General features: G+C 73.4%; 16 protein-coding genes, 3 tRNA genes and 1 pseudogene. 12 read left to right on the top strand and 8 right to left on the bottom strand.

Translation table 11 applies throughout. The annotated features are described in order from the left end of the window. Positions 1 to 48 precede the first annotated feature (48 nt). A complete protein-coding gene (locus J1792_RS06695) occupies positions 49 to 2055 on the top strand; it encodes an AfsR/SARP family transcriptional regulator (protein ID WP_207246812.1) in 2007 nt (668 codons plus the stop codon). Between the two features lie 64 nt (positions 2056 to 2119). Then, a complete protein-coding gene (locus tag J1792_RS35325; RefSeq protein ID WP_307842940.1) occupies positions 2120 to 3049 on the top strand; it encodes a tetratricopeptide repeat protein in 930 nt (309 codons plus the stop codon). 43 nt (positions 3050 to 3092) lie between these two features. On the opposite strand, the gene J1792_RS06690 is transcribed toward J1792_RS35325, so the two are convergent. After that, positions 3093 to 3467 (bottom strand): STAS domain-containing protein, encoded by a 375-nt coding sequence (locus tag J1792_RS06690; RefSeq protein WP_086567534.1) that lies wholly within the window; start codon positions 3465 to 3467, stop codon positions 3093 to 3095. A gap of 516 nt (positions 3468 to 3983) precedes the next feature. On the opposite strand from J1792_RS06690, the gene J1792_RS06685 reads away from it, so the two are divergent. The 7 genes from J1792_RS06685 to J1792_RS06655 all read left to right on the top strand — a co-directional run bounded on the left by J1792_RS06685 (position 3984) and on the right by J1792_RS06655 (position 9707). Continuing rightward, complete coding sequence (locus J1792_RS06685) at positions 3984 to 4148, top strand: hypothetical protein (RefSeq protein ID WP_179198797.1); 165 nt, start codon at positions 3984 to 3986, stop codon at positions 4146 to 4148. 57 nt (positions 4149 to 4205) lie between these two features. Further along, a complete protein-coding gene (locus J1792_RS06680; protein ID WP_086567536.1) occupies positions 4206 to 4499 on the top strand; it encodes a Dabb family protein in 294 nt (97 codons plus the stop codon). Positions 4500 to 4650: 151 nt separating this feature from the next. Further along, on the top strand, positions 4651 to 5550 hold the full coding sequence (locus J1792_RS06675) for an RNA polymerase sigma factor SigF (protein WP_372446071.1): 900 nt from the start codon (positions 4651 to 4653) through the stop codon (positions 5548 to 5550). Between the two features lie 190 nt (positions 5551 to 5740). Next, complete coding sequence (locus tag J1792_RS06670; protein WP_071964858.1) at positions 5741 to 6574, top strand: RNA polymerase sigma factor SigF; 834 nt, start codon at positions 5741 to 5743, stop codon at positions 6572 to 6574. Positions 6575 to 6639: 65 nt separating this feature from the next. Continuing rightward, entirely contained in the window at positions 6640 to 7398 is a 759-nt protein-coding gene (locus J1792_RS06665) for a hypothetical protein (protein ID WP_207246811.1), read from the top strand. A 181-nt stretch (positions 7399 to 7579) separates the two neighbouring features. Continuing rightward, positions 7580 to 8029: a MarR family winged helix-turn-helix transcriptional regulator gene (locus J1792_RS06660; RefSeq protein WP_086574512.1), complete on the top strand. Its 450-nt coding sequence runs from the start codon at positions 7580 to 7582 to the stop codon at positions 8027 to 8029. 97 nt (positions 8030 to 8126) lie between these two features. Beyond that, positions 8127 to 9707 carry an MDR family MFS transporter gene (locus tag J1792_RS06655; RefSeq protein ID WP_483883528.1) on the top strand — a complete coding sequence of 527 codons (1581 nt, stop codon included), beginning with the start codon at positions 8127 to 8129 and terminating at the stop codon, positions 9705 to 9707. A 525-nt stretch (positions 9708 to 10232) separates the two neighbouring features. Here the strand turns inward: J1792_RS06655 and J1792_RS06650 are convergent. The 3 genes from J1792_RS06650 to J1792_RS06640 form a co-directional block, all read right to left on the bottom strand. After that, a complete protein-coding gene (locus J1792_RS06650) occupies positions 10233 to 10862 on the bottom strand; it encodes a TetR/AcrR family transcriptional regulator (RefSeq protein ID WP_086575509.1) in 630 nt (209 codons plus the stop codon). 522 nt (positions 10863 to 11384) lie between these two features. Continuing rightward, complete coding sequence (locus J1792_RS06645) at positions 11385 to 12890, bottom strand: MFS transporter (protein WP_207246809.1); 1506 nt, start codon at positions 12888 to 12890, stop codon at positions 11385 to 11387. Positions 12891 to 12973: 83 nt separating this feature from the next. Then, complete coding sequence (locus J1792_RS06640; protein ID WP_207246808.1) at positions 12974 to 13816, bottom strand: response regulator transcription factor; 843 nt, start codon at positions 13814 to 13816, stop codon at positions 12974 to 12976. Positions 13817 to 13915: 99 nt separating this feature from the next. On the opposite strand from J1792_RS06640, the gene J1792_RS06635 reads away from it, so the two are divergent. Then, positions 13916 to 14794 carry a TIGR03620 family F420-dependent LLM class oxidoreductase gene (locus J1792_RS06635; RefSeq protein ID WP_207246807.1) on the top strand — a complete coding sequence of 293 codons (879 nt, stop codon included), beginning with the start codon at positions 13916 to 13918 and terminating at the stop codon, positions 14792 to 14794. A 46-nt stretch (positions 14795 to 14840) separates the two neighbouring features. Here J1792_RS06635 and J1792_RS06630 read toward each other — a convergent pair whose 3' ends face one another. The 4 genes from J1792_RS06630 to J1792_RS06615 all read right to left on the bottom strand — a co-directional run bounded on the left by J1792_RS06630 (position 14841) and on the right by J1792_RS06615 (position 16249). Next, positions 14841 to 15716 carry an amidohydrolase family protein gene (locus tag J1792_RS06630; RefSeq protein ID WP_086571024.1) on the bottom strand — a complete coding sequence of 292 codons (876 nt, stop codon included), beginning with the start codon at positions 15714 to 15716 and terminating at the stop codon, positions 14841 to 14843. Positions 15717 to 15777: 61 nt separating this feature from the next. Continuing rightward, positions 15778 to 15851: transfer RNA gene (locus J1792_RS06625), tRNA-Met, on the bottom strand. A gap of 29 nt (positions 15852 to 15880) precedes the next feature. After that, a tRNA-Arg gene (locus J1792_RS06620) sits at positions 15881 to 15953 on the bottom strand. Positions 15954 to 16158: 205 nt separating this feature from the next. Next, positions 16159 to 16249: transfer RNA gene (locus tag J1792_RS06615), tRNA-Ser, on the bottom strand. 219 nt (positions 16250 to 16468) lie between these two features. Between J1792_RS06615 and J1792_RS06610 the strand changes: the two genes are divergently transcribed. Both J1792_RS06610 and J1792_RS06605 read left to right on the top strand, forming a co-directional pair. Further along, entirely contained in the window at positions 16469 to 16942 is a 474-nt protein-coding gene (locus J1792_RS06610) for an SSI family serine proteinase inhibitor (protein ID WP_086571022.1), read from the top strand. A gap of 282 nt (positions 16943 to 17224) precedes the next feature. After that, positions 17225 to 21560 (top strand): annotated as a pseudogene (locus J1792_RS06605) (response regulator). Positions 21561 to 21573 lie beyond the last annotated feature (13 nt).

The raw sequence follows: 21573 nt of genomic DNA, 5'->3' as shown, positions 1-21573 counted from the left end.
CCGGTACAGCTTTCAAATGGTCACAGCGCAGCGAGGAGCGAACGGCCCGTGCCCGGCGACGAGGAGACCCAGCGCCTGCGGTTCCATGTGCTCGGCCCCGTACGGGCGGACATGGACGGCCGGCCCCTGCCGCTGGGCTCCCCCGAGCAACGGGCGGTCCTCGCCATCCTGCTGCTGCGCGGCGGCCGGCCCCTCACCACGAACGAGCTCGTCGAGGCGCTGTGGGGCGGCAGACCTCCCGCGCGCGCCGTGGACACCCTCAACGCCTACCTCGCCCGGCTGCGGGCCGCCCTCGAGCCGGAGCGCACGCCCGGGTCGAACGCCCGCCTGCTGGTCTCGGAGGGCGACGGCCACGCCGTACGGGTGCGCCCCGACGCGGTCGACGCCGCCGTGTTCGACCGCCACCGGGAGGAGGCCGAGGCCGCACGGGCCGCCGGCGACCTCGCCGGGGCGTACGAACACCTGGGCGCGGCCCTCGCCCTGTGGGAGGGAACCCCGCTCTCCGCACTGCCCGGCCCGTACGCCGAGCGCGAGCGGGCCCGCCTCGCCGACCTGCGCGTGGCGGCCCAGGAGGACCTGTTCGCGTGCGCCCTCGCGCTGGGGCGCGACGCCGGCGCCGTCGCCGCGCTGCGCACGCTGGCCGCCGAGCACCCCCTGCGCGAACGCCCCCGCGCCCTGCTCATGCACGCCCTGCACCGCGCCGGGCGGCAGGCCGAGGCGCTGGCGGTGTTCACCGACGCCCGGCGCGCCCTCGAGCGGGAACGGGGCCGCGGCCCCGGCCCCGAACTCACCCGGATGCACGAACAGGTCCTCGCCCGCGACCCCGCCCTCACCACCCCCGCGGGACCGCTGCCGGCCGCCGCCCCCGACGCCGCCGCCGGGCCCGACCCGCTGCCCTGGAACGACGCCACGGACGCCGCCGGCGCCGCCCCGGACCCCGCCGGGCGCGAGGAGCTCGCCGCCCGCGTCCGGGACGCGCTCACCGCCCCCGCAGGGCGGCCCGCGCCCGTCGTCGTCCTCACCGGCCCCGCCGGCGCCGGCACCACGGACCTCGCCCTGCACGCCGCCCACGCCCTGCACGCCCGCCACCCCGACGGCCTGATCACCCTCGACCTGCGCGGCGACGGCCCCGAGCCGCTGGACACCGACGCCGCCCTCGACCGGCTCCTGCACGCCCTCGGCGTCACCGACGGAGCCCTGCCGGAGGGCACCGCCCGGCGGACCGCCCTCTACCGCTCACTGCTCGCCGAACGCCGCGCGCTCCTGCTGCTCGACGACGCCGCCGGCACCGGCCAGGTCCTGCCGCTGCTGCCCGGCGCGCCCGGCTGCGCGGTCCTGGTCACCGGCCGCACACCGGACCTCGAGGTGCCCGGAGCCCAGCACCTCGAGGTAAGCGTGCCGGAGGAGAAGGAGGCGCTGGCGATGCTCGCCGCGCTCGCGGGCGACACCGCGGCGGGCCCCGCCGAGGCCGCCCGGGCCGTGGTGACCGCCTGCGGAACGCTCCCCTCGCCCTGCGCGTCGCGCCGCCGCCCGCCTCACCACCCGCCCCTTCCTCACCCCCGCCGACCTCGCCGCCCGGCTGCGCGACGAGCGCCACCGCCTCGAGGAGCTCCACACCGGCGACACCCACCCGGGCGACCTCGCCACCGAGGCCGCCTTCCGCGTCGCCTACGACGCCCTCGAACCCGAACCCGCCCACGCCTTCCGGATCCTGGCCCTCGCCGACGTGCCCTCCTTCGACGCCGCCTCGGCCGCCGCCGTCCTGGAACTCCCCCAGGCCGCCGACGCCGATCCGCTCCTCGCGGCCCTGACCGCCGCCGGACTGCTGACCTCGCCCGGCCCCGGCCGCCACCGCCACCCCGCCCTCCTCCGGGGATTCGCCCGGCGGCAGAGCGAGCGCACCGACAGCCCGCCCGTGCGCGACGCGGCGCTGCTGCGACTGCTCGACCACCACCTCGCCACCGCCGTCACCGCCCTGCTCCGCGTACGCCCCGACAGCCCCGTACCCCGCCACCTGCGCCACCGCCTCGCCACCACCGGCCACCACCTGCCTGACGCCCCCGCCGCCCGCGCCTGGCTGCACGACGCCCACCCGCACCTGCTCGCCCTCACCGGCCAGGTGCTGGACCTCGACATCCCCGACGCGCTGCGCCCGGCCGCCGACCTGCTGACCGTCTGGGACCGGCTGACGACGGGCACCGCCCGGCAGCGGGACCTCGAGGCGCCCGCCCGCCGGGCGCTGGAGAGGGCCCGGCGGTGGGAGGACGACGCGAGCGCCGCCCGCGCGCTGCGCGTGCTCGCCGCGCCCCGCTTCGGCCCCGACACCTACGAGCGGGCCGAGCGCGACCTGCGGGCGTGCCTGCGGCTGGCCGAGAAGGCCGGCGACCCGCTCGCGCTCACCCTGGCCTCCGGCGAACTCGGCGTGGTCCTGCTGTCCCTGGGCCGGCCCGGCGACGCCCTGCCCCTGCTCGTCCAGGCCGAGGAGCGCCTGCGCGCCGAGGGGGCGACGACCTCGGCCCTCGAGGCGCGGGCCCAGGCGGGGCGGGCGTACATCGGGCTGGGCCGGGCGGAGGAGGCGCTGGCCGCCGTCAACGAGGCGACCGAGGCGGCCCGGGAGGAGGAGCACGCGGTGGTCCTGCCCGCCGTCCTGCACCTGGCGGGCCGTACGTTCCTGGCCGCCGACCGCGCGGCGACGGCCACCGACCGGCTGCGCGAGGCCCTGGGCCTGGAGACCGATCCCCGCCGGACGGCGCTGCTGTGGGCGCATCTGGCGCACTGCCGGCTGGACCAGCGCCAGCACCGCGAGGCCGTCACGGCCGCCGACCGGGCGCTGGAGGCCGAGGCCGGGCTCGGCGACGCCTACTGCCGGGGGCTGGCCCTGGCCGCCCGCGGCCGGGCGCTGCCGGCCCTGGGCGAGCCGAGGATCGCGCTGGGCTGCCTGCGGGAGGCGTACGACGTGCTGGAGCGGCGCGGCGCCGCGGAGGCGGCGGACGTCCGGGCGCTGCTGGACGAGGAGTTCCCCGACTGGCACGCCACGGGCGGCGCCTGACGCGGGGCGGCCCCGCCGGCACCGTACGACCGTGAACGGAGCCTCAGGCCGGCACGCTGCCCACCGCCGACGGCGGGAAGGCGTCCAGCCAGGTGAACGCCGGCTCGACCCCGGATATCCGGATCACCTTCGACACCATCGACCCGCCCCGTACGACCCGCAGCCGCGCCCCGCACCGGACGGTCCGCCCGCGCGCCCGCAGCAGCAGCCGCACTCCGCTGGCGTCGAGGAACGTCACTCCGCGCAGGTCGATGACGAGGTCCCCGCGGCACCGCCCCGCCAGCGTCTCGAGGCGGGGCCCCAATGTCTGTTCCGCCAAGATGTCGATCTCGCCGAGCAGTTCGACGACGACCGCTCCCCCGGCCACGCGTTCCCGCATGGTGAAGGCGAGCTCGTACACGCCCATGGCGAACCTCACCGCCCTCCCTCATCGGGCATATCGTGTGCCTTTCTGGTGCCCCGGCGGAGGTCCGATATCACCTCCGACACGCACCCGTGATGACAGGAAAGCCCCGGCTCCGGACCTGTGCGCGAAACGGTCCGGAGCCGGGGCTTCCGGCACCTGCAGGACGGGGGAGGCGGCATCGGGGGGGGCCGGCCGCCTCCCCCGGCGAGGACACGGTCTCCACGTACGGGCCGCGGTCGGGGGGAAGCGCGCGGCCCGGACCCCGCAGTGAGGTTCCGTGTCCCTGCCCGCCGGATTCCTGCCAGACCCGCGGGCACCCCCATCCTCCGCCCGGCCTGCGCCCGGAAAGACCGGCGAAGGGCCTTCCTCACAGGGCCGAAGGTCCTTGAAGACGGCGTGAGGGCGTGAAGAGCCCCACACCGTCCGTCCAGGCGACGCGCCCATGCGTTTCGGCCATACGTCCGTTCGCACGCCTGCACGGATAGACTCTCGCGACCGCACAGGGGACAGCAGGGGAGGCAGCGCGTCATGGTGCAGACGAAGAAGGTCGCGCTCTGGGGACTCGGCATCTTCGTGGCCTACACGATCATTCACTCCCCCGCCCGTGCGGCCGAGCTGGTGCAGATAGGGTTCGAAGGGATCTCGGACGCCGCCAACAACATCGGCGAGTTCATGACCCAGCTGATCAGCTGAGGACCCGGCCCGCCGGGCGCCCGCGGCGCGTCGGCACGACAAGCGAAGAGGCAGCCTGTGATCCGCCACCTCGTCCTGTTCAAGCTCAACGAGGGCGTCGAGCGCGACGACCCGCGCGTCGCCGCGGGCGTGCGCGCGTTCGAGGAACTCGGTGGGCAGATCCCGGAGCTGCGCTCCTGGGAGTGCGGCTGGAACATCTCCGACCGCCCCATCGCCTATGACTACGCCATCAACTCCGCCGTCGAGGACACCGACGCGCTCCAGCGTTACCTCGAGCACCCCGCCCACCAGGCGGGCGTCGGCCAGTGGCGCGAATTCGCCACGTGGGTCATCGCCGACTACCCGTTCTGACACCCCGGTACGGCCCGCAGGAGCGCCCCTCACCGCCTTGGTGAGGGGTCCTTTTTCACGTCAACACGGTGTTATGCGGTGCTTGCACACACTGCACATGTCTTGTGATGCTATGACCGCTTTTGCCGGATGAGTCGACCGAAAAGGGGTGGTGACCGTGCCGGCCCGTACAGCGCCCGAAGCCCCCCTCCGGAGCGACAACCCCACCGACGAACCGCACCGGACCGACGACGCCGAGGAGCCCGGCGACGGCGACCTCGCCGGGGCCGCCGCGCGCAGCCGCGAGAGCCGCGGCGCGGACGCCCGGGCCCTGACGCAGGTGCTCTTCAAGGAGTTCGCCGCGCTCGAGCCCGGCACGCCCGAGCACGCCCGCGTGCGCGCCGCCCTGATCGAAGCCAACCTCCCCCTCGTGCGGTACGCCGCGGCGCGTTTTCGCAGCCGCAACGAGCCGATGGAGGACGTGGTCCAGGTCGGCACCATCGGACTCATCAACGCCATCGACCGCTTCGACCCCGACCGCGGGGTGCAGTTCCCCACCTTCGCCATGCCGACGGTCGTCGGGGAGATCAAGCGGTACTTCCGCGACAACGTCCGCACCGTGCACGTCCCGCGCCGCCTCCACGAGCTGTGGGTGCAGGTCAACGGCGCCACCGAGGACCTCACCGTGCTGCACGGCCGGTCCCCGACCACCGCCGAGATCGCCGACCGCCTCAAGATCGCCGAGGAGGAGGTGCTGGCCTGCATCGAGGCCGGCCGCTCGTACCACGCGACCTCCCTCGAGGCCGCCCAGGAGGGCGACGGCCTGCCCGGACTGCTCGACCGGCTCGGCTACGAGGACCCCGCGCTCGCGGGCGTCGAGCACCGCGATCTCGTGCGCCACCTGCTCGTACAGCTGCCGGAGCGGGAACAGCGCATCCTGCTGCTGCGCTACTACAGCAATCTGACGCAGTCGCAGATCAGCGCCGAGCTGGGGGTGTCGCAGATGCATGTGTCCCGGCTACTCTCACGAAGCTTCGCCCGGCTGCGCTCCGCAAATCGAATCGAGGCGTAACCCCCCCGGGTGACCCTCCCCCCGGCGTCATGGGGAAGATAAGTCGACTTGACGCTACAGCGTGTTGCCGACATGTGACATTCTGCAGGAACTGCGTTTGCCACAGCGCAGCCTCCGGTATTCAGGTGGAGGCTGAACCCCCTCACCCGAGAGGGTTGCTGTGACCCGTCCGCGACCTCAAGGGGGTGGCATGTCCGTAGACCTGGGCAGCGCGAAGGTGCTCGCCAACGACGCACCGCACGCCGTGCTCGACGACTGCGAAGCCATCGACACCCGCACCCTCTCCCGCTCCCTGTTCCTGCGGCTGGCCACGCTCGAACGGGACAGCGCCGAACGCACGTACGTACGCGACACCCTCATCGAGCTCAACCTCCCCCTCGTGCGCTACGCCGCGGCCCGCTTCCGCAGCCGCAACGAACCCATGGAGGACATCGTCCAGGTCGGCACCATCGGCCTGATCAAGGCGATCGACCGGTTCGACTGCGAACGGGGCGTGGAATTCCCGACCTTCGCGATGCCCACCGTCGTCGGCGAGATCAAACGCTTCTTCCGCGACACCAGCTGGTCCGTACGCGTGCCGCGCCGGCTGCAGGAGCTGCGCCTGGCCCTCACCAAGGCCAGCGACGAGCTCGCCCAGAAGCTCGACCGCTCCCCCACCGTCCCGGAACTCGCCCTGTGCCTGGGCGTGTCCGAGGAGGACGTGGTCGACGGCCTCGCCGTCGGCAACGCCTACACCGCCAGCTCCCTGGACTCGCCCTCCCCCGAGGACGACGGCGGCGAGGGTTCGCTCGCCGACCGCCTCGGCTACGAGGACACGGCCCTGGAGGGCGTGGAGTACCGCGAGTCGCTCAAGCCGCTGCTGGCCAAGCTGCCGCCGCGCGAACGGCAGATCATCATGCTGCGCTTCTTCGCCAACATGACGCAGTCCCAGATCGGCGAGGAGGTCGGCATCTCGCAGATGCACGTCTCCCGGCTGCTCACGCGCACGCTGGCACAGCTGCGCGAGGGGCTCATCGCGGACTGAGCGGGCGTGGAGCACATCGGCCCGGAAGCATGTACAGCTGACGCACCGTCAGCGACACTGGGCCGATGCGACGGAAGACGCTCGCCCGCGCCACGGCGCTCTGCGCGCTCGCTCTGAGCGCGTCACTCACGGGCTGCGGCGGCGGCGAACGCGACGGATACGTCGCCACGGGGGCCGCCGGACGCGGCGCGTACGGCCCGGGCCCGGTGCCGCCGAAAGGCGGCGTGGAGCTCGTCCCCCTCCAGGACGCGACGCCGACGCCCTTACCCGCGCGAAGCCCGGCCTCCTCCTCCGCGCCGGCGAACGGCACGAACGGTACGAGCGCCACGCACAGCCCCCGCCCGGCCCCCGCCAACCCGAGCGGCAGCGGCGGCATCCCACCCACGCGCCCGCCGCGCCCCTCGCCCCTGCCGCGCGACCGCCGGCCCCGGGCCACGCCACGCCGCCCTCCCCGCCGTCACCCCTCGCGCCCCTCGCCGCCGCCCTCCCCGTCCTCGCGCCCCACGCCCGCGCCCGGGCCCGCCGTGCTCGGCGTGAGCGAGCCGCGTCGCGAGCCCGCCGACGACCGCTGGTGCGAGCGGGTCACCCTCACCTTCACCAACACCGGCGGCAGCCCCGTGACCGGCGGCACCGTCACCCTGGGCACCCACATCGTCGATCTCTTCGGCATCGACTGGTGGACGGTCTCCTCCGCCCACGCCCTCCCGGCGCCGATCCGCCCCGGCGAGTCCGTGGAGGGGACCTGGACGGTGTGCGCCGACGCCTGGCGCGTGCCGCCGGGGCTGCGCGTGGAGACCCGTGACGTGGCCGTCGACTGGGTCTGACCGGGCCCGACCGGGGCTGCCCGCCGCCGAACCGGGGCTCTGACCTGCCGCTTTACGGCCAAGCAAGCAACCTTTGAGCCTTCCTTTACCCGATTTGCGCATTATTCGTTTGCCTTCAGCAACCAATCAACCCTATGGTTGCCCTAAGCAACCTAACTCCGGAATCGAGGAGCCGAAGCCGGTGGCGGCACAGGAACAGTACGAAGAGCTGGCCAAGCAACTCAGCGCCATCGGCGCGGTCAAGCGCGGCCTGGGCCGCGCCCTGCCGCACGACTGCCCACCCGCCACGGCCGCGCTCCTCGCCCTGCTCAAGCAGCACGGCGACATGCGCATGAGCCGGCTCGGCGAGCTGATGGGCATCGACGCCTCGGTCACCAGCCGGCACGTCGCCCACGCCGCCGACCGCGGCTGGATCGACCGGCAGCCCGACCCGCTGGACAAGCGGTCGCGGCAGCTGAGCCTGACCCCCAGCGGCACCGAGAAGCTGCGCGAAGTGAGCGGGCGCTACACCGACGCCCTCGCCACCTGCCTGCGGGACTGGTCCGACGACGACATCGGCCAGCTCATCGACCTGATGAAGCGACTCCGCGAGAGCTTCGGCGAATGCCGGATCCCCCGTACATCAGCCTGAAAACCCGAGCAAGAAAAGGAAGTCCATGGCCAAGTCCACACCAGCAGGTGTGCGGGACGCCGCCGACGCCGACGCCAAGGCGCCCGCCGGCGCGCCCATGACGCACCGTCAGATAATGGAGGCGCTCTCCGGACTGCTGCTGGGCATGTTCGTGGCGATCCTGTCCTCGACGATCGTCTCCAACGCCCTGCCCGAGATCATCCACGACCTCCACGGCAGCCAGTCCTCCTACACCTGGGTCGTCACCGCTTCGCTGCTCGCGATGACCGCCTCCACCCCGCTGTGGGGCAAGCTCTCCGACCTCTTCAGCAAGAAGCTGCTGGTCCAGCTGGCCCTCGTGGTCTACGTGGCCGGCTCCGTCGTCGCCGGCCTGTCGCAGAACACCGGCATGCTGATCGCCTGCCGCGTCGTGCAGGGCATCGGCGTCGGCGGCCTCTCCGCCCTCGCCCAGATCGTCATGGCCGCCATGATCTCCCCGCGTGAGCGCGGCCGTTACAGCGGTTACCTCGGCGCGACCTTCGCCGTCGCCACCGTCGGCGGCCCCCTCCTCGGCGGCGTCATCACCGACACCGACTGGCTCGGCTGGCGCTGGTGCTTCTACGTCGGCGTGCCGTTCGCGATCATCGCGCTCATCGTGCTGCAGAAGACCCTCAAGCTCCCCGTCGTCAAGCGCAAGGTCAAGGTCGACTGGCTGGGCGCGTTCTTCATCACCGCCGCCGTCACCCTGCTGCTGATCTGGGTCACCCGGGCCGGCAAGGGCAAGGACTACGACTGGCTCTCCTGGCAGACCGCCGTCATGGTCAGCGGCTCCGTCCTCCTCGGCGCGCTCTTCATCCTCACCGAGGCCAAGGCCGCCGAACCGATCATCCCGCTGCGGCTGTTCCGCAACAAGACCATCGCCCTCTCCTCGCTCGCCAGCCTCTTCGTCGGCGTCGCGATGTTCGCGGGCACCGTGTTCTTCTCCCAGTACTTCCAGCTCGCCCGCGGCGAGTCGCCGACCATGTCCGGCGTCCTCACCATCCCGATGATCGCCGGCCTGTTCGTCTCCTCCACCGTCTCCGGCCAGATCATCACCAAGACCGGCCGCTGGAAGGCCTGGCTGCTCAGCGGCGGCGTGCTGCTCACCGCCGGCCTCGGGCTCCTCGGCACCATGCGCTACGACACCGCGTACTGGCACCTCGCCCTCTTCATGGCCCTCACCGGCCTCGGCATCGGCATGATGATGCAGAACCTCGTGCTCGCCGCGCAGAACCAGGTCGAGCCCAAGGACCTCGGCGCCGCCAGCTCCGTCGTCACCTTCTTCCGCTCCCTCGGCGGCGCGGTCGGCGTCTCCGCGCTCGGCGCGGTCCTGGCCACGCGCGTCCCCGACTACGTCAAGGACGGCATCACCGCCCTCGGCCCGAAGGCCGCGGCCGCCATGGGCCACGGCGGTACGGGCGGAGGCGGCATCCCCGACCTCGACGCGTTGCCCGCGCCCATCCGGACCGTCGTGGAGAGCGCTTACGGGCACGGCGTCGGCGACGTCTTCCTCTACGCGGCGCCGTGCGCGCTGATCGCGTTCATCGTGACCCTCTTCATCAAGGAGGTCGCGCTGAAGTCCAACGCGGACGGGGGGCCGAAGGCCGCCACGTCCACCGAGGCGCCCTCGGGCGCCGAGCCGGCCCGGCAGGCCGGCTGACCCACCGAACCCCGGCCGACGGGGGGCGCGCCACGAGCGGAACGCGCCCTGCGGCGGCCGGTGGCCCCGGACCTGAACGGCATGAACGGTCCGTGGGCCTTGGCCCCGGCAGTGGTCCGCACGTCATATGAGGCAGGGGACGGCCTCGTGCGGAGCAGTGCCGGGGCCGTCGTCTTGTGCCGTCGTCTTGTGCCGTCGTCTTGTGCCGTCGTCTTGTGCCGTCGTCTTGTGCCGTCGTCTTGTGCCGTCGTCTTGTGCCGTCGTCTTGTGCCGTCGTCTTGTGCGGGTGGGTTGGGGGCGGGGCCGGGGCGGGATGGGCCGGGCCCTTACGGGACTGGATTATTTACGGCCCGGAGCCCTCTACGGGCTTGGTCACCCCGCACTTGGGCCGCAAATAACCCTTACGTCCCTCTCAGGGCCCGGCCCATCCCACCCCGGCCCCTCCGGTCGGATCCCGTCCGCGGGTGGTCCCTCAACAGCGCAGCCCCACGCGCCTTCGGCGCGTGGGGCTGCGGCTGGGGGCCTTCAGCGGGCCTGCATGGCCTCCATGCCGGCGATCATCATGTCCAGGGCGTAGGTGAAGTCCTGGTTCCGGATCGTGGCGATGGACTCGGTGCCGCGCGCCTCCACCAGCTCGGCCGCTTCCTTGTACTGCTTCGAGAACTCGGGCCGCTCGGCGATCACGCCCATGACCTGCTTGAGGTAGTCGTCCTCGCTCACCCCGGCCTCGCGGCAACGCTCCCGGTAGAGCACTTCGATCGTCGCGAAGCCGTAGACGAACTGGAAGACGGCGTTGAGCGCACCCGTCACCCCGCGATCGTCCAGCCCCATGCGCCGTATCACCGCCAGCGCGGCTTCGGAGAAGGCCATCGAGTGAGGGCCGATGTTGAGGTACCTGCCCACCAGCTGGGCCACCCAGGGGTGGGCGACGAGCATCTTGCGGTACTCGGTCGCCAGCTCACGCACCTGATCGCGCCAGTCGGCACTCTCGTCGGACACGTCGGGGACGCTCATGCCGGCGGACGCCTGGTCCATCGCCAGCTCGAGGAGGTCGTCCTTGTTGTCGACGTACCAGTACACCGACATGGCCGTCACCCCGAGCTCCGCCGCCAGCCGGCGCATCGAGAACTTCGCCAGCCCGTCGGTGTCGAGCATCCGGACCGTAGTGGCGACGATCCGATCCCGGTCGAGCCCCCGACCTCCGCCCCCGCCCCCTTGCGCTTCGAGGCCTTGCCCTCTCCCTCACCGGCCAGCCACACGCTGGTGGTCCGCAGGCTGCTTGCCATGGATTTCTCACTTTCCGACGCCTGTGGATGTGGTGGATGTAGCGGTGCGGTGTATGCGATCGACATAGATGCTAGATGGGGCCGGCCGCCCCAAGCCCCGGGCAGTGCCCCCGGCCGGTGAGCCGGTCAGAGGCCCGTTTCCCCTCCCTCCCGCAGACAGGAGGGGGGCTCCCCAGACGGGGTGGCACCCTCGGGACGGCCCGGGGCGGGGCCGGGGTGGGATGGGCCGGGCCCTGAGAGGGACGTCAGGGTTATTTGCGGCCCACGTACGGGCCAACCATCACTGCGAAACGGCTCCGGGCCGTAAATAATCCAGTCCCGTAAGGGCCCGGCCCATCCACCCCGGCCCCGCCCCCACCCCCAACAAGCCCCGCCCCACCAACAACCCCCGTCAGCGATCCTGCCGCTCCGCCCTCCACAGCAGCACCGCCGCCACCACACCACCAGCCATGACGGCCCCCGCCCCCACCAGCTGACTCGCCTGCACCCCGGAAGCGAACGCCTCCGAGATCGACGACCGCTCCGCGTCCGACCCCGCCCGCGCCAGCGCCTCCGGCAGGGATCCGGCCCCCGCCGCCACCGCGGGCAGCAGTGCCGCGAAGCGGGAGTTGAGCACGGCGCCCAGTACGGCCACGCCGAGGCCGTTGCCGCATTCCTGCAGCGTGCCGTTGACGCCGGCGCCGACGCCCGCCTTCTCCGGCGGTATCGCGGACATGACGGCGGTGGCCATGGCGGGCATGGACAGGGCGATGCCGATGCCCATGAGGACCAGGCCGAGGAGCATTCCGTTGTAGCCGTGGGCGCCGAGCACGGCGATCGCGGCGAGGCCGGCCGCCAGCAGTCCCATGCCGCCGGCGATGGCGACGGGCGTACCGATCTTCGGCAGCAGGCGGGCGCCCACGCCGGTGAAGTTGAGGACGACGATGACGAGCGCCAGCGGGGTCATGCGCAGGCCGGTCTCGAGCGGGTCGTAGTGGAGCACGAGCTGCAGGTGCTGGCCGAGCAGGAAGAAGGAGCCGCCCATGCCGAAGGCGACGAGGATGCCGCCGGAGACGGCGCCGACGAACCGGCTGTTGCGGAAGAAGTGCATGTCCAGCATGGGGTACGGGCAGCGCCGCTCCCACAGGGCGAAGAGGGCCAGCGTGACCACGCCCACGGCGGCGGAACCCAGCACCCGACCGGAGGTCCACCCGTGGCCGGGGCCGGAGATGATCGCGAAGACGACGCCGGTCATGCCGATCGTGGACAGGAGTGCGCCGAGCAGGTCGGGGCGGTCGCCGGTGGGGTTCTTGGACTCGGGCACCCACTTGAGGACGGCCAGCAGGCCGAGGAACGCGACCGGCAGGTTGATGAGGAAGATCGAGCCCCACCAGTAGTGGTTGAGCAGGGCGCCGCCGATGAGGGGTCCGGCCGCGAAGCCGAGTGCGCTGACCGCGCCCCACAGGCCGATGGCCTTGGTGCGCTCCTCGTCGTCGAAGACCTGGACGACCACGGCCAGCGTGGTGGTCATCAGCAGGGCGCCGCCGACGCCCATGCCGGCTCGGGCGGCGATGAGCTGCCCGGCGGTCTGGGAGAGCGCCGCGCCCAGCGAGCCGATGCCGAAGAGGGCGAGGCCGGTGGCGAGGAGCTTCTTGCGTCCGTAGCGGTCGGCGGCGCTGCCGGCGGTGAGCAGGAGGCCGGCCTGCACCAGCGAATACGCGTTGATCATCCACTGGATGTCGGAGGTCGCGGCGCCCAGGTCCTCGGTGAGGGAGGGGATCGCGACGGTCAGGACGGTGTTGTCCAGCAGCACGGTGAGCTGGGCCAGGCAGATGACCGCGAGGACCAGCCACCGGGTGGGAAGCCGGTGGTCTTCGCCTGTGGTGGCGGGTGGTGAGTCGGTGGTCGTCGCAGCCATGGGAGCCCCCTTGTACGGTGTACGTCTGATGACGCTGTACACCGTACAAGAGCCCCTCTACGCCGTACAAGTGAATTTCGGCGTCACTCTCCTCCGGCCGGTTTGATGAGGTATCCGGCCCCGCGCCGGGTGTGGATCATCGGCGGGCGGCCGGCGTCGATCTTCCGTCGGAGGTAGGAGATGTAGAGCTCGACGACGTTGACCCGGCCGCCGAAGTCGTAGGACCAGACCCGGTCGAGGATGAGCGGCTTGCTGAGCACCCGGCGCGGATTGCGCATGAGGAAGCGCAGGAGCTCGAACTCGGTGGCGGTCAGGTGGATCTCCGCGCCTCCCCGGGAGACCTCGCGGCTGTCCTCGTCCAGGACGAGGTCGCCGACGGTCAGGACGGCGGCGGCGCGCGGCGCCGCCGTCCGTGACCTGCGCAGCAGACCGCGCAGCCGGGCGACGACCTCGTCGACTCCGAACGGCTTGACGACGCAGTCGTCGCCCCCGACGGTGAGCCCGGCGGCGGCACGGACCTCCCCGGGGCCCCCGCCGGAACTCCCCCCGGCGAGGAAGAGCACCGGCACACCCGGCAGTTCCCCCCGCAGCCGCCCGAGCGCGGCCGCGCCGCCCGGGCCGTCCGCGCCGGACGTCCGCGCGCCCACGACAGTGGCGCCCACGACAGCGGCGTCCAGGACGACGGCGTCCGGCCGGAAGTCATGGGCGATACAGATCGCTTCGGCGCCGTCGGCGGCCGTACGCACCTGCCAGCCCTCGGAGCGCAGGGCGTGGGAGAGCCGTTCGGCCGGCACGGCTTCGTCGTCGACGACCAGAACGCGGACGGCGCCCGCGTCGTCGTGCGGCAGCGCGGCAGGAGCGTGCGGCGACTGGGGACGACGCCCGTGGGCCGGCCGGGTACGCCCGTGAGGCGTGGCGGTGGTCATGCCGCGATAGTGGGCGGGAAGGCTGAGAGCGCTCTTTCGGCATCCTGTGAAACGCCTGAGAATCGGAATAACCGGAAGCGACCTCCGATTGGAGTGATCATGGATCTCTCTTCCGACCTCGGCACGATCGGCATCTGGAGCGCAGGCCTCCACTCGGATGACCCCCACCTGCAGGGCGAAATCGGCGAGGCGGCCGCCGAATTGGAGGAGCTCGGCTTCTCGGCCCTGTGGATCGGCGGCAGCCCCGGCCTCGCCGCGGCCGCGCACGTCCTCGAGGCGACGCGGCGCGTCGCCGTGGGCACCAGCATCCTGAGCATCTGGGACCACGAGGCGGCCGACGTCGCCGCGGGGTACGCCGCCCTCGCGCCCTCGGCGCGCGAGCGCCTCGTCCTCGGACTCGGCGTCAGCCACACCGCGCTCACCCCGCGCTACGCCCGCCCGTACTCCGCCATGCGGGACTACCTGACGGCTCTGGACGACGCGCCCGTGCCCGTGCCCGCGGAGCAGCGCGTACTGGCCGCCCTCGGCCCCAAGATGGCCGGCCTCGCCCGGGACCGCGCGGCCGGGGCGATCCCCTACCTGGTCACCACGGACCACACCGCGCGCACCCGGGAGCTGGTGGGCGACGACGCCTTCCTCGCCCCCGAGGTGAACGTCGTCCTCGACACCGACCTCGGCCGCGCCCGCGACACCGCCCGCAGCTTCCTCGCCCGCTACCTCGCCCTGCCGAACTACACCAACAACCTCCTGCGTCTCGGCTTCACCGAGGACGACTTCAAGGACAACGGCAGCGACCGCCTGGTCGACGCGCTCTTCGCCCTCGGCGACGAGCAGCGCATCCGGGACCGGATGGACGAGTACGTGGCCGCGGGCGCCGACCACCTGGCGGTGCAGGTGGTCCTCCCGCAGGGGAAGGAGCGGGTCCGCTCCCTGGCGCGGCCGCAGTGGCGCGAGCTGGCGCAGATCCTGCCGCTCTGACGGGCGGCGGAGTCAGGGTCCGGGCCGGCTCACGGCCCGGACCGGATCACAGCCCGAACAGCCGCGCGGCGTTGTCGTGGCACACGCCGCGCAGCCACGCCTCGTCCTGCCCCAGCCGCGTCAGGGACTCGAGCGCGTGCGCGTAGCCGTACGGGATGTTCGGGAAGTCGCTGCCGAAGAGGATGCGGTCCCCCAGCGCCGCCAGGCGTCCCCGTTCCGCCGGTGGGAACGGCGCGATCCGCTCGGAGAAGTCCGTGAACGCCATCGTCGTGTCGAGGTGCACACCGGGATGACGCTCGGCCAGGTCCAGGAAGTCGGTGTACTCCGGCATCCCCATGTGGGCGATCACCAGCCGCAGCCGCGGATGCCGGGCCAGTACGCGGGCCACCGGAGCGGGCCCGGTGTGCTTGCCGGGCGCGGGGCCGGAGCCGCAGTGGATGACGACGGGCGTCCCGGCGTCCTCGAGCGTGCCCCACACGTCGTCCAGCAGCGCGTCCTCGGGGTCGTAGGCGCCCACCTGCACATGCGACTTGAAGATCCGCGCCCCGGCGTCCAGCGCCCGGCGCACGTAGTCCGCGGCTTCTGGTTCGGGGAAGAAGGTCGCGGTGTGCAGGCAGTCGGGCGTACGGGAGGCGAAGTCCGCCGCCCAGCCGTTGAGCCAGGAGGCCATGCCGGGCTTGTGGGGGTAGATCATCGAAGTGAAGGCCCGCACGCCGAAGCCGCGCAGTATGCCGAGCCGCTCGAGCTCCGCGTGCCGGTAGGTGATCGGCCAGGGCCGGCCGATCAGAGGGCCGGCGGCGTCGAAGTACGCCCAGACCTTGTCGAGCACCCGCTCGGGCATGAAGTGCGTATGGACGTCGATCAGGCCCGGCAGGCCCAGAGCCCTCCGGAAGGCCAGGACCCCGTCGTCGCTCACCCGCATGCCTCCCGCACCGGAAACGCCACAGGCCCGGTACCTTGTGGTACCGGGCCTGTGGTTCTAGTAGCGGGGACAGGATTTGAACCTGCGACCTCTGGGTTATGAGCCCAGCGAGCTACCGAGCTGCTCCACCCCGCGACGGTCGGAAGTCCGAGGACTTCCGGCTGTGCGCTCGGCAGGATTCGAACCTGCAACCTCTTGATCCGTAGTCAAGTGCTCTATCCGTTAAGCTACGAGCGCTCGGCTTTCCGGCGTTTTTTCTTGCCGGTCGGCGTTGCGTGGACAACATTACATGACCTGCGCCGGGAGACGAAATCCATTCGCCACACCTTCTCTGAGCTGCAAAAACGCCGAAGAGAAGATCGTTCGCGATGCCCCGGGGACGCCCTCGCGAGGGCGGGAACGCAAAAGCCCCGGTCGTATCGCTACGACCGGGGCCCGGCTGCGGAGGCGGAGGGATTTGAACCCTCGATGGGATTTAAGTCCCAAACCGCATTAGCAGTGCGGCGCCATAGACCGGACTAGGCGACGCCTCCAGCACACCCGCGCGAGCGCGAGTGTTGCGTGCAGATGATGACACAGCCTTGCGGCTTCTCACCAATCGCACCCTACGGTACCGGCCCTTGGGTGCCTCGGGCAAAGGCGTTCGCGGCGCGCAACGCGGGGCGCTCCGGAGCGTTAGTTCGGAAGAAGGGCTCCGCCGGCGCTTCCGGCGCTCCCTCCGCCCCGTACCGCCGCACCCCAGGAGCTTTCGCATGTCACTCCGCAGCCTCGCCCTCGCAGCAGCGCTGGCCCCGGCGCTCCTCGCCGTGCCCGCCGCCTCGGCCGCCCCGCTCCCGCTCGGCGGTGCGGAGGCGCTGGAGACCGGCGGCGACCACCTCACGATCACCGTCTCGGGCAGCGGCGGCCACGACCGTACGTACGAGCTGTACTGCCACCCGGCCGGCGGCACCCATCCGCACCCCCAGCAGGCCTGCGACCAGCTCGACACCCAGACCAAATGGGGCAAGGACGTCTTCGCGCCCGTGCCGGAGGACGCGAACTGCACCCAGATCTACGGCGGCGACGAGCAGGCCCATGTCAGGGGAACGTGGGCCGGGCGCCCCGTGAACGCCGACTTCAACAAGAGGAACGGCTGCGAGATGGCCCGGTGGGACCGTTTCTCCACTGTGTTCGCACAGTCGAAGGGCTCGCCGAAGAAAACGTCCGCGGAGAGTGGTCGGAGCTGACCGTCAGGTCGCCACGAAGGTGGACACGAGGGGCATGTCCGGCCTGCCCGAGACGCCCTGGAGAGGCCCGGCGGAGGGTGTCGCCACACCCGTCATCCGCAGTAGCGCCCGTATCGGCAGCCCGTAGACTTCCCCTCAATGACACGCCGAGGGGCGGTGCAAACCCGCCCCAAGCGGTCGGCAAAGTGCAGTAACCAGGGAGGAAGCGTCGTCGTGAGCAGCAGGCCATCCCGAGGCGCTGCTCGCCTCGCAGCCATACTCGACGCCCTGCCCGACGCGCTGTTGCTCGTCAACTGCAACGGCACGGTCGTCAACGCCAACCACATCGCGCTCGAGACGTTCGAGGTGCCCGGCACCGGGCTCGTCGGGCGCGGTCTGCTCGATCTGCTGCCGGAGTTCGACTCCCGCCGCATCCCGGGCGGGCTGCGGCCGCCGCGCGACGATCCGGACGGCGGGCGCACCAGGCCCACCCGGATGATCGCCCGGCGCACGGACGGCACCCAGTTCCCCGTCGAGGTCACCAGCGCCAACCTCGACGGCCGCACCCCCTACGCCGAGCCGAGCGCCTCCTACGACGACGAGCTGCTGATGCTCGTGGTCCGCGACCTGACCGGCACCCTCGACACCGAGGCCGAACTGGCCCGTTCGCAGCGCCAGACCGAGATGATCCTGCGCGCGGCGGCCGAGGGCGTCGTCGGCGTCGACACCGCCGGCAAGGTCGTCCTCGTCAACCCCTCCGCCGCGCAGATCCTCGGCTACCGCGCGAGCGACCTCGGCGGCCGCGAACTGCACGCCCTCATCCACCACTCCCGCGCGGACGGCACGCCGTTCCCGTACGAGGAGTCGCCGATCGCCGACACCCTGCGCTCCGGCCGCAAGCACCGGGTCCGCGGCCAGGTGCTGTGGGCCAAGGACGGCCGCGCGGTGTCGGTCGACCTGACCACCGCGCCCGTGCGCGACGGCGATCAGCTCGTCGGCGCGGTGATGACCTTCACCGACCGCCGCCCCTACGACGCCCTGGCCGCGCGCCACGCGCAGCTGGTGGCCATGCTGGACGAGTCGCTGCGCGGGCCCCTGGACCAACTGCGCGCCGAGCTGGGCACCCTGGCCGACGACCCGGCCGGGCAGCTGTGGCCCGAGGCCAACCAGATTCTTCACCACTTGGCCGCCGGTTATGCCCGGATGACCACTCTTGTCGATAATGTGCTGGCCTATCAGCGTCTGGACGCCGGGGAGGACAAGCTCGCGCGGGAGAAGGTCGCACTCGACGAGGTCGTGGCGGCCGGCGTCGAGGGCGCCGTCGAGCTGATCGGACCCGGGCGCGCCCAGTTCGCCGTGCACGCCCCGGCGATCGAGGCCGACGTGGACCCCGAGCGGTTCGCCCAGGCGCTGGCGCACCTGATCGCGGACGTGGCCGGGGTCGACTCCACGGGTTCCACTTCGGCTTCCGCTTCCGCCGCCGCGGCGGGCTCCGGTTCCGTCTCCGGCGACTCGACGATCGTGGTCGCGGCCGCGCAGCGCGGCGAGGTCGTACGCATCGAGGTGCGCGGTCCCTTCCCGGGCGGCGACCCCGTGCACGGCCCCCTGGTGCGCGGCATCGTCCGCCGGCACGGCGGCGTGCTGCAGACCCACGACCTGCCGGGTGCGTCGGGCGGCAAGGCGTACGTGCTCGAGGTCCCGGTCTCGGCGGACGCGGGCCCCGTCCCCCCGTCGGCCGAGCGGCGCGGGCCGGACACCGAGAACCTGACCACGGTCATGCCGATGCCCACGCAGCGGGGCCGCGGCACCAGCCCCGTTGCCCCGGCGCCCGAGCCCGCCCGCCCCCAGGGCGGCGGCCGCCGCGCCCGCCGTCCGAGGCGCCGGGCGGCGCGGGGACGGGTGTTGGCAGCGGCGTTGGTGGCGGTGCGGGTGCCAGTGCCGGTGCCGGTGCGGAGGGCGCGGCCACGACGGCCGGGACGCCTTCGGGCACGCGCGCGGGGACGAATGGCGTGGGTATGCCGTCGGGCACGCACGCGCCGGGGACCAACGGCATGGGTATGCCGTCCGGCACGCACGCCGGAACGAACGGCGTAGGCATGCCGACGGGCACGCACGCGGGGACGAACGGCGTGGGTATCCCGTCGGACGCGCACGCGCCGGGGACGAACAGCACGGGTATGCCGACGGGCCCGCACCCGGGGACCAGCGGAACGGGCATCCCGTCCGGCACGCACGCGGGGACCAACGGCGTGGGTATGCCCGCCGGTGCCGCTGCTGCCGCCGCTGCCGACGCCTCCCCGGGCGCGGCCCCGGTCGCGGCGCCCGTCGCGGCGCCGCAGCCCACCGGGCGCCGACGGGGGCCCGCCCGCCCCGAGGAGGAGCCCGCCGACGACGCGCGAGGCGGCCGTACGGGGACCGGCCTGGTGCCGCCGCAGGCCACCGGGGCCGCGCCCACCGGCCGTCGGGCGCGCCGTGAGGCCGCGTCGACCGCCGCGCCCGAGGGCGCCGAGGCGCAGCGCACCGCGTTCGCGCTGCCTCCGGCCGACGCCGACCGGGCCGCGGGCACGCCCGCCGACTCCGGCCGTCCGACGGGCCGCCGCGCGCGCCGCGCGCTGGCCGAGGCGGAGCACCCGCACCAGATCCCCGGCCAGGCGACCGACGAACCGTCCATGCCGCGCACCCCGTTCGCCCTGCCCGCGGCGGACAGCGACCGCAAGGCGTCGCCGGACGGCCCCGCCGAGGCTCAGCCCGCCGCTCCGGTTGCGGTTCCGCCGCAGGGCCCGGGCACGGGTTCGCCCGCGGGCCCGGCTACGGGCACCGGTGTGGAGGCGGCCGACGGCGCCCCCGGCGGCCCGTCTCCCGCAACGCCCGGCCTCACGGCCCCGGTTCCGGGTGCCGCCGGCCCGTACGGCCCGCAGGGCCCCGGGCGGGAGAGCACCTCCCCGGCCACGACCGCCCCCGGCGGTCCCGCAGAGCAGAGCGGCCCGGGCACCCCGGTCCGTACAACCAGCACGGCCCCCGCCCGGAGGGCAGCGGCCCGGCCGCTGCCGCCGTTCCCGGCGCGCCCGCAGGCCAGGCCGGCCCCGGCACGACAGGTCGTCAGGGCCCTGACGGCGGCCCCACCGCGACGCCCGCCCCCGCCGGACCCGCGGGTCGGAACGGCTCGGACGCCCCCACCGGTCCCGCCGCCACAGGCGGCCAGGGCGGCCCGGGTGCGCCGGCTCCGTTCGCCCTGCACGGCCCCCGGCCGGAGGGCGGACCCGCCGGTCAGGTGCCCGGTGCGCGACCCGCCGGGGACGCTTCGCCGAGCGGCGGCGCGCCCACGGGCCAGGGCCGGGCCGACGCGAGCGCGGGCACCACGCCCGCGCACGGCACGCCGGTCCCGCACCCGGCCCCGGCGGGCGACAATGCGCCGAACGCCGCCGGCGGCGGCCAGGGCGCGCCCGAGACCGAGAGCGCCCAGGCGCAGGCCGCCGACGTGCCCACCGGGCGCCGCCGGGCGCGCCGCGCGCTCGCCGAGGAGCCCGGGGCGGCCGCCCCGGCGGCGGGAGCGGCGGCGGCCGAGGGGCCGCGTCCGATCAGCGTGCGCGCGCTGGGGCAGCGGCCTGGGACGAGCGACACCCCGCCCGGCGGGACGCCGACCTCCGGTTCCGGTCGGCGCCGGAAGCTGGCCAACCCCGCCGAGGGGGAGCGCGAGGCCCAGGCGCAGGCTCAAGCGGCGGCAGCAGCCGCCGGCCCCGTGCGCCCGCAACCCCACTCGCATCCGCACCCTCAGCCGTCGCTCGGGGCGCCCGAGGTCCGTGCGTTCGCCATAGGAGCACCGGACGAGGGCGCGGAGGGGCCGGAGCCGCTCGACGGGCCGAACAGCGCGGTCGAGGTCGTGGAGGCCGTGCGCCCGCCGATGGACGACGAGTTGCCGCCCGAGCCGCTCGACAATCCGCGCCGGCTGCTCGTGTGGCCCGCGCCGGACGAGTCCACCGAGAAGGCGCTGACCGAACGCGGCTACCGCCCGGTGATCGTGCAGTCGCGCGAGGAGGTGGACGAGCAGATCTCCGCGTACCCGGCGGCGCTGTTCGTCGACCCGCTGACCGGTCCGATCACGCGGGCCGCGCTGCGGTCGCTGCGCGAGGCGGCGGGCGCGGCCGAGGTGCCGGTCCTGCTGGCGGCGGGGCTGGGGCACGCCACGCGGGAGGCGGCGTACGGCGCCGACCCGGCGCTGCTGCTGAAGGCGCTGGCGCCGCGCGACAGCGAGATGCACCCGCCGCGCGTGCTGCTGGTCGAGGAGCACGAGCCGATCGCGAACGCCCTGACCGCGACCCTGGAGCGGCACGGCATGCACGTGGTGTGCGGGGCGACGGACTCCGAGGCGGTGACGCTCGCCGCGCAGACCAGCCCGAACCTGGTGGTCATGGACCTGATGCAGGTGCGCCGCCGCCGCGCGGGCATCGTCGACTGGCTGCGCGGCAACGGCGCGCTGAGCCGTACGCCGCTGGTCGTCTACACCTCCGCCGACATCGACCCGTCCCAGCTCCCGCGCCTGGCGTCGGGCGAGACGGTGCTGTTCCTGGCGGAGCGCTCGACGAGCGCGGAGGTGCAGGGCCGGATCGTGGACCTGCTGGCGAAGATCGGTACGAACTGATCGGCACGAACTG

Origin of the sequence: Streptomyces triculaminicus (assembly GCF_017349075.1) — a bacterium.
Lineage (GTDB): Bacteria > Actinomycetota > Actinomycetes > Streptomycetales > Streptomycetaceae > Streptomyces > Streptomyces triculaminicus.
This window is presented reverse-complemented; position numbering and strand designations above follow the sequence as displayed.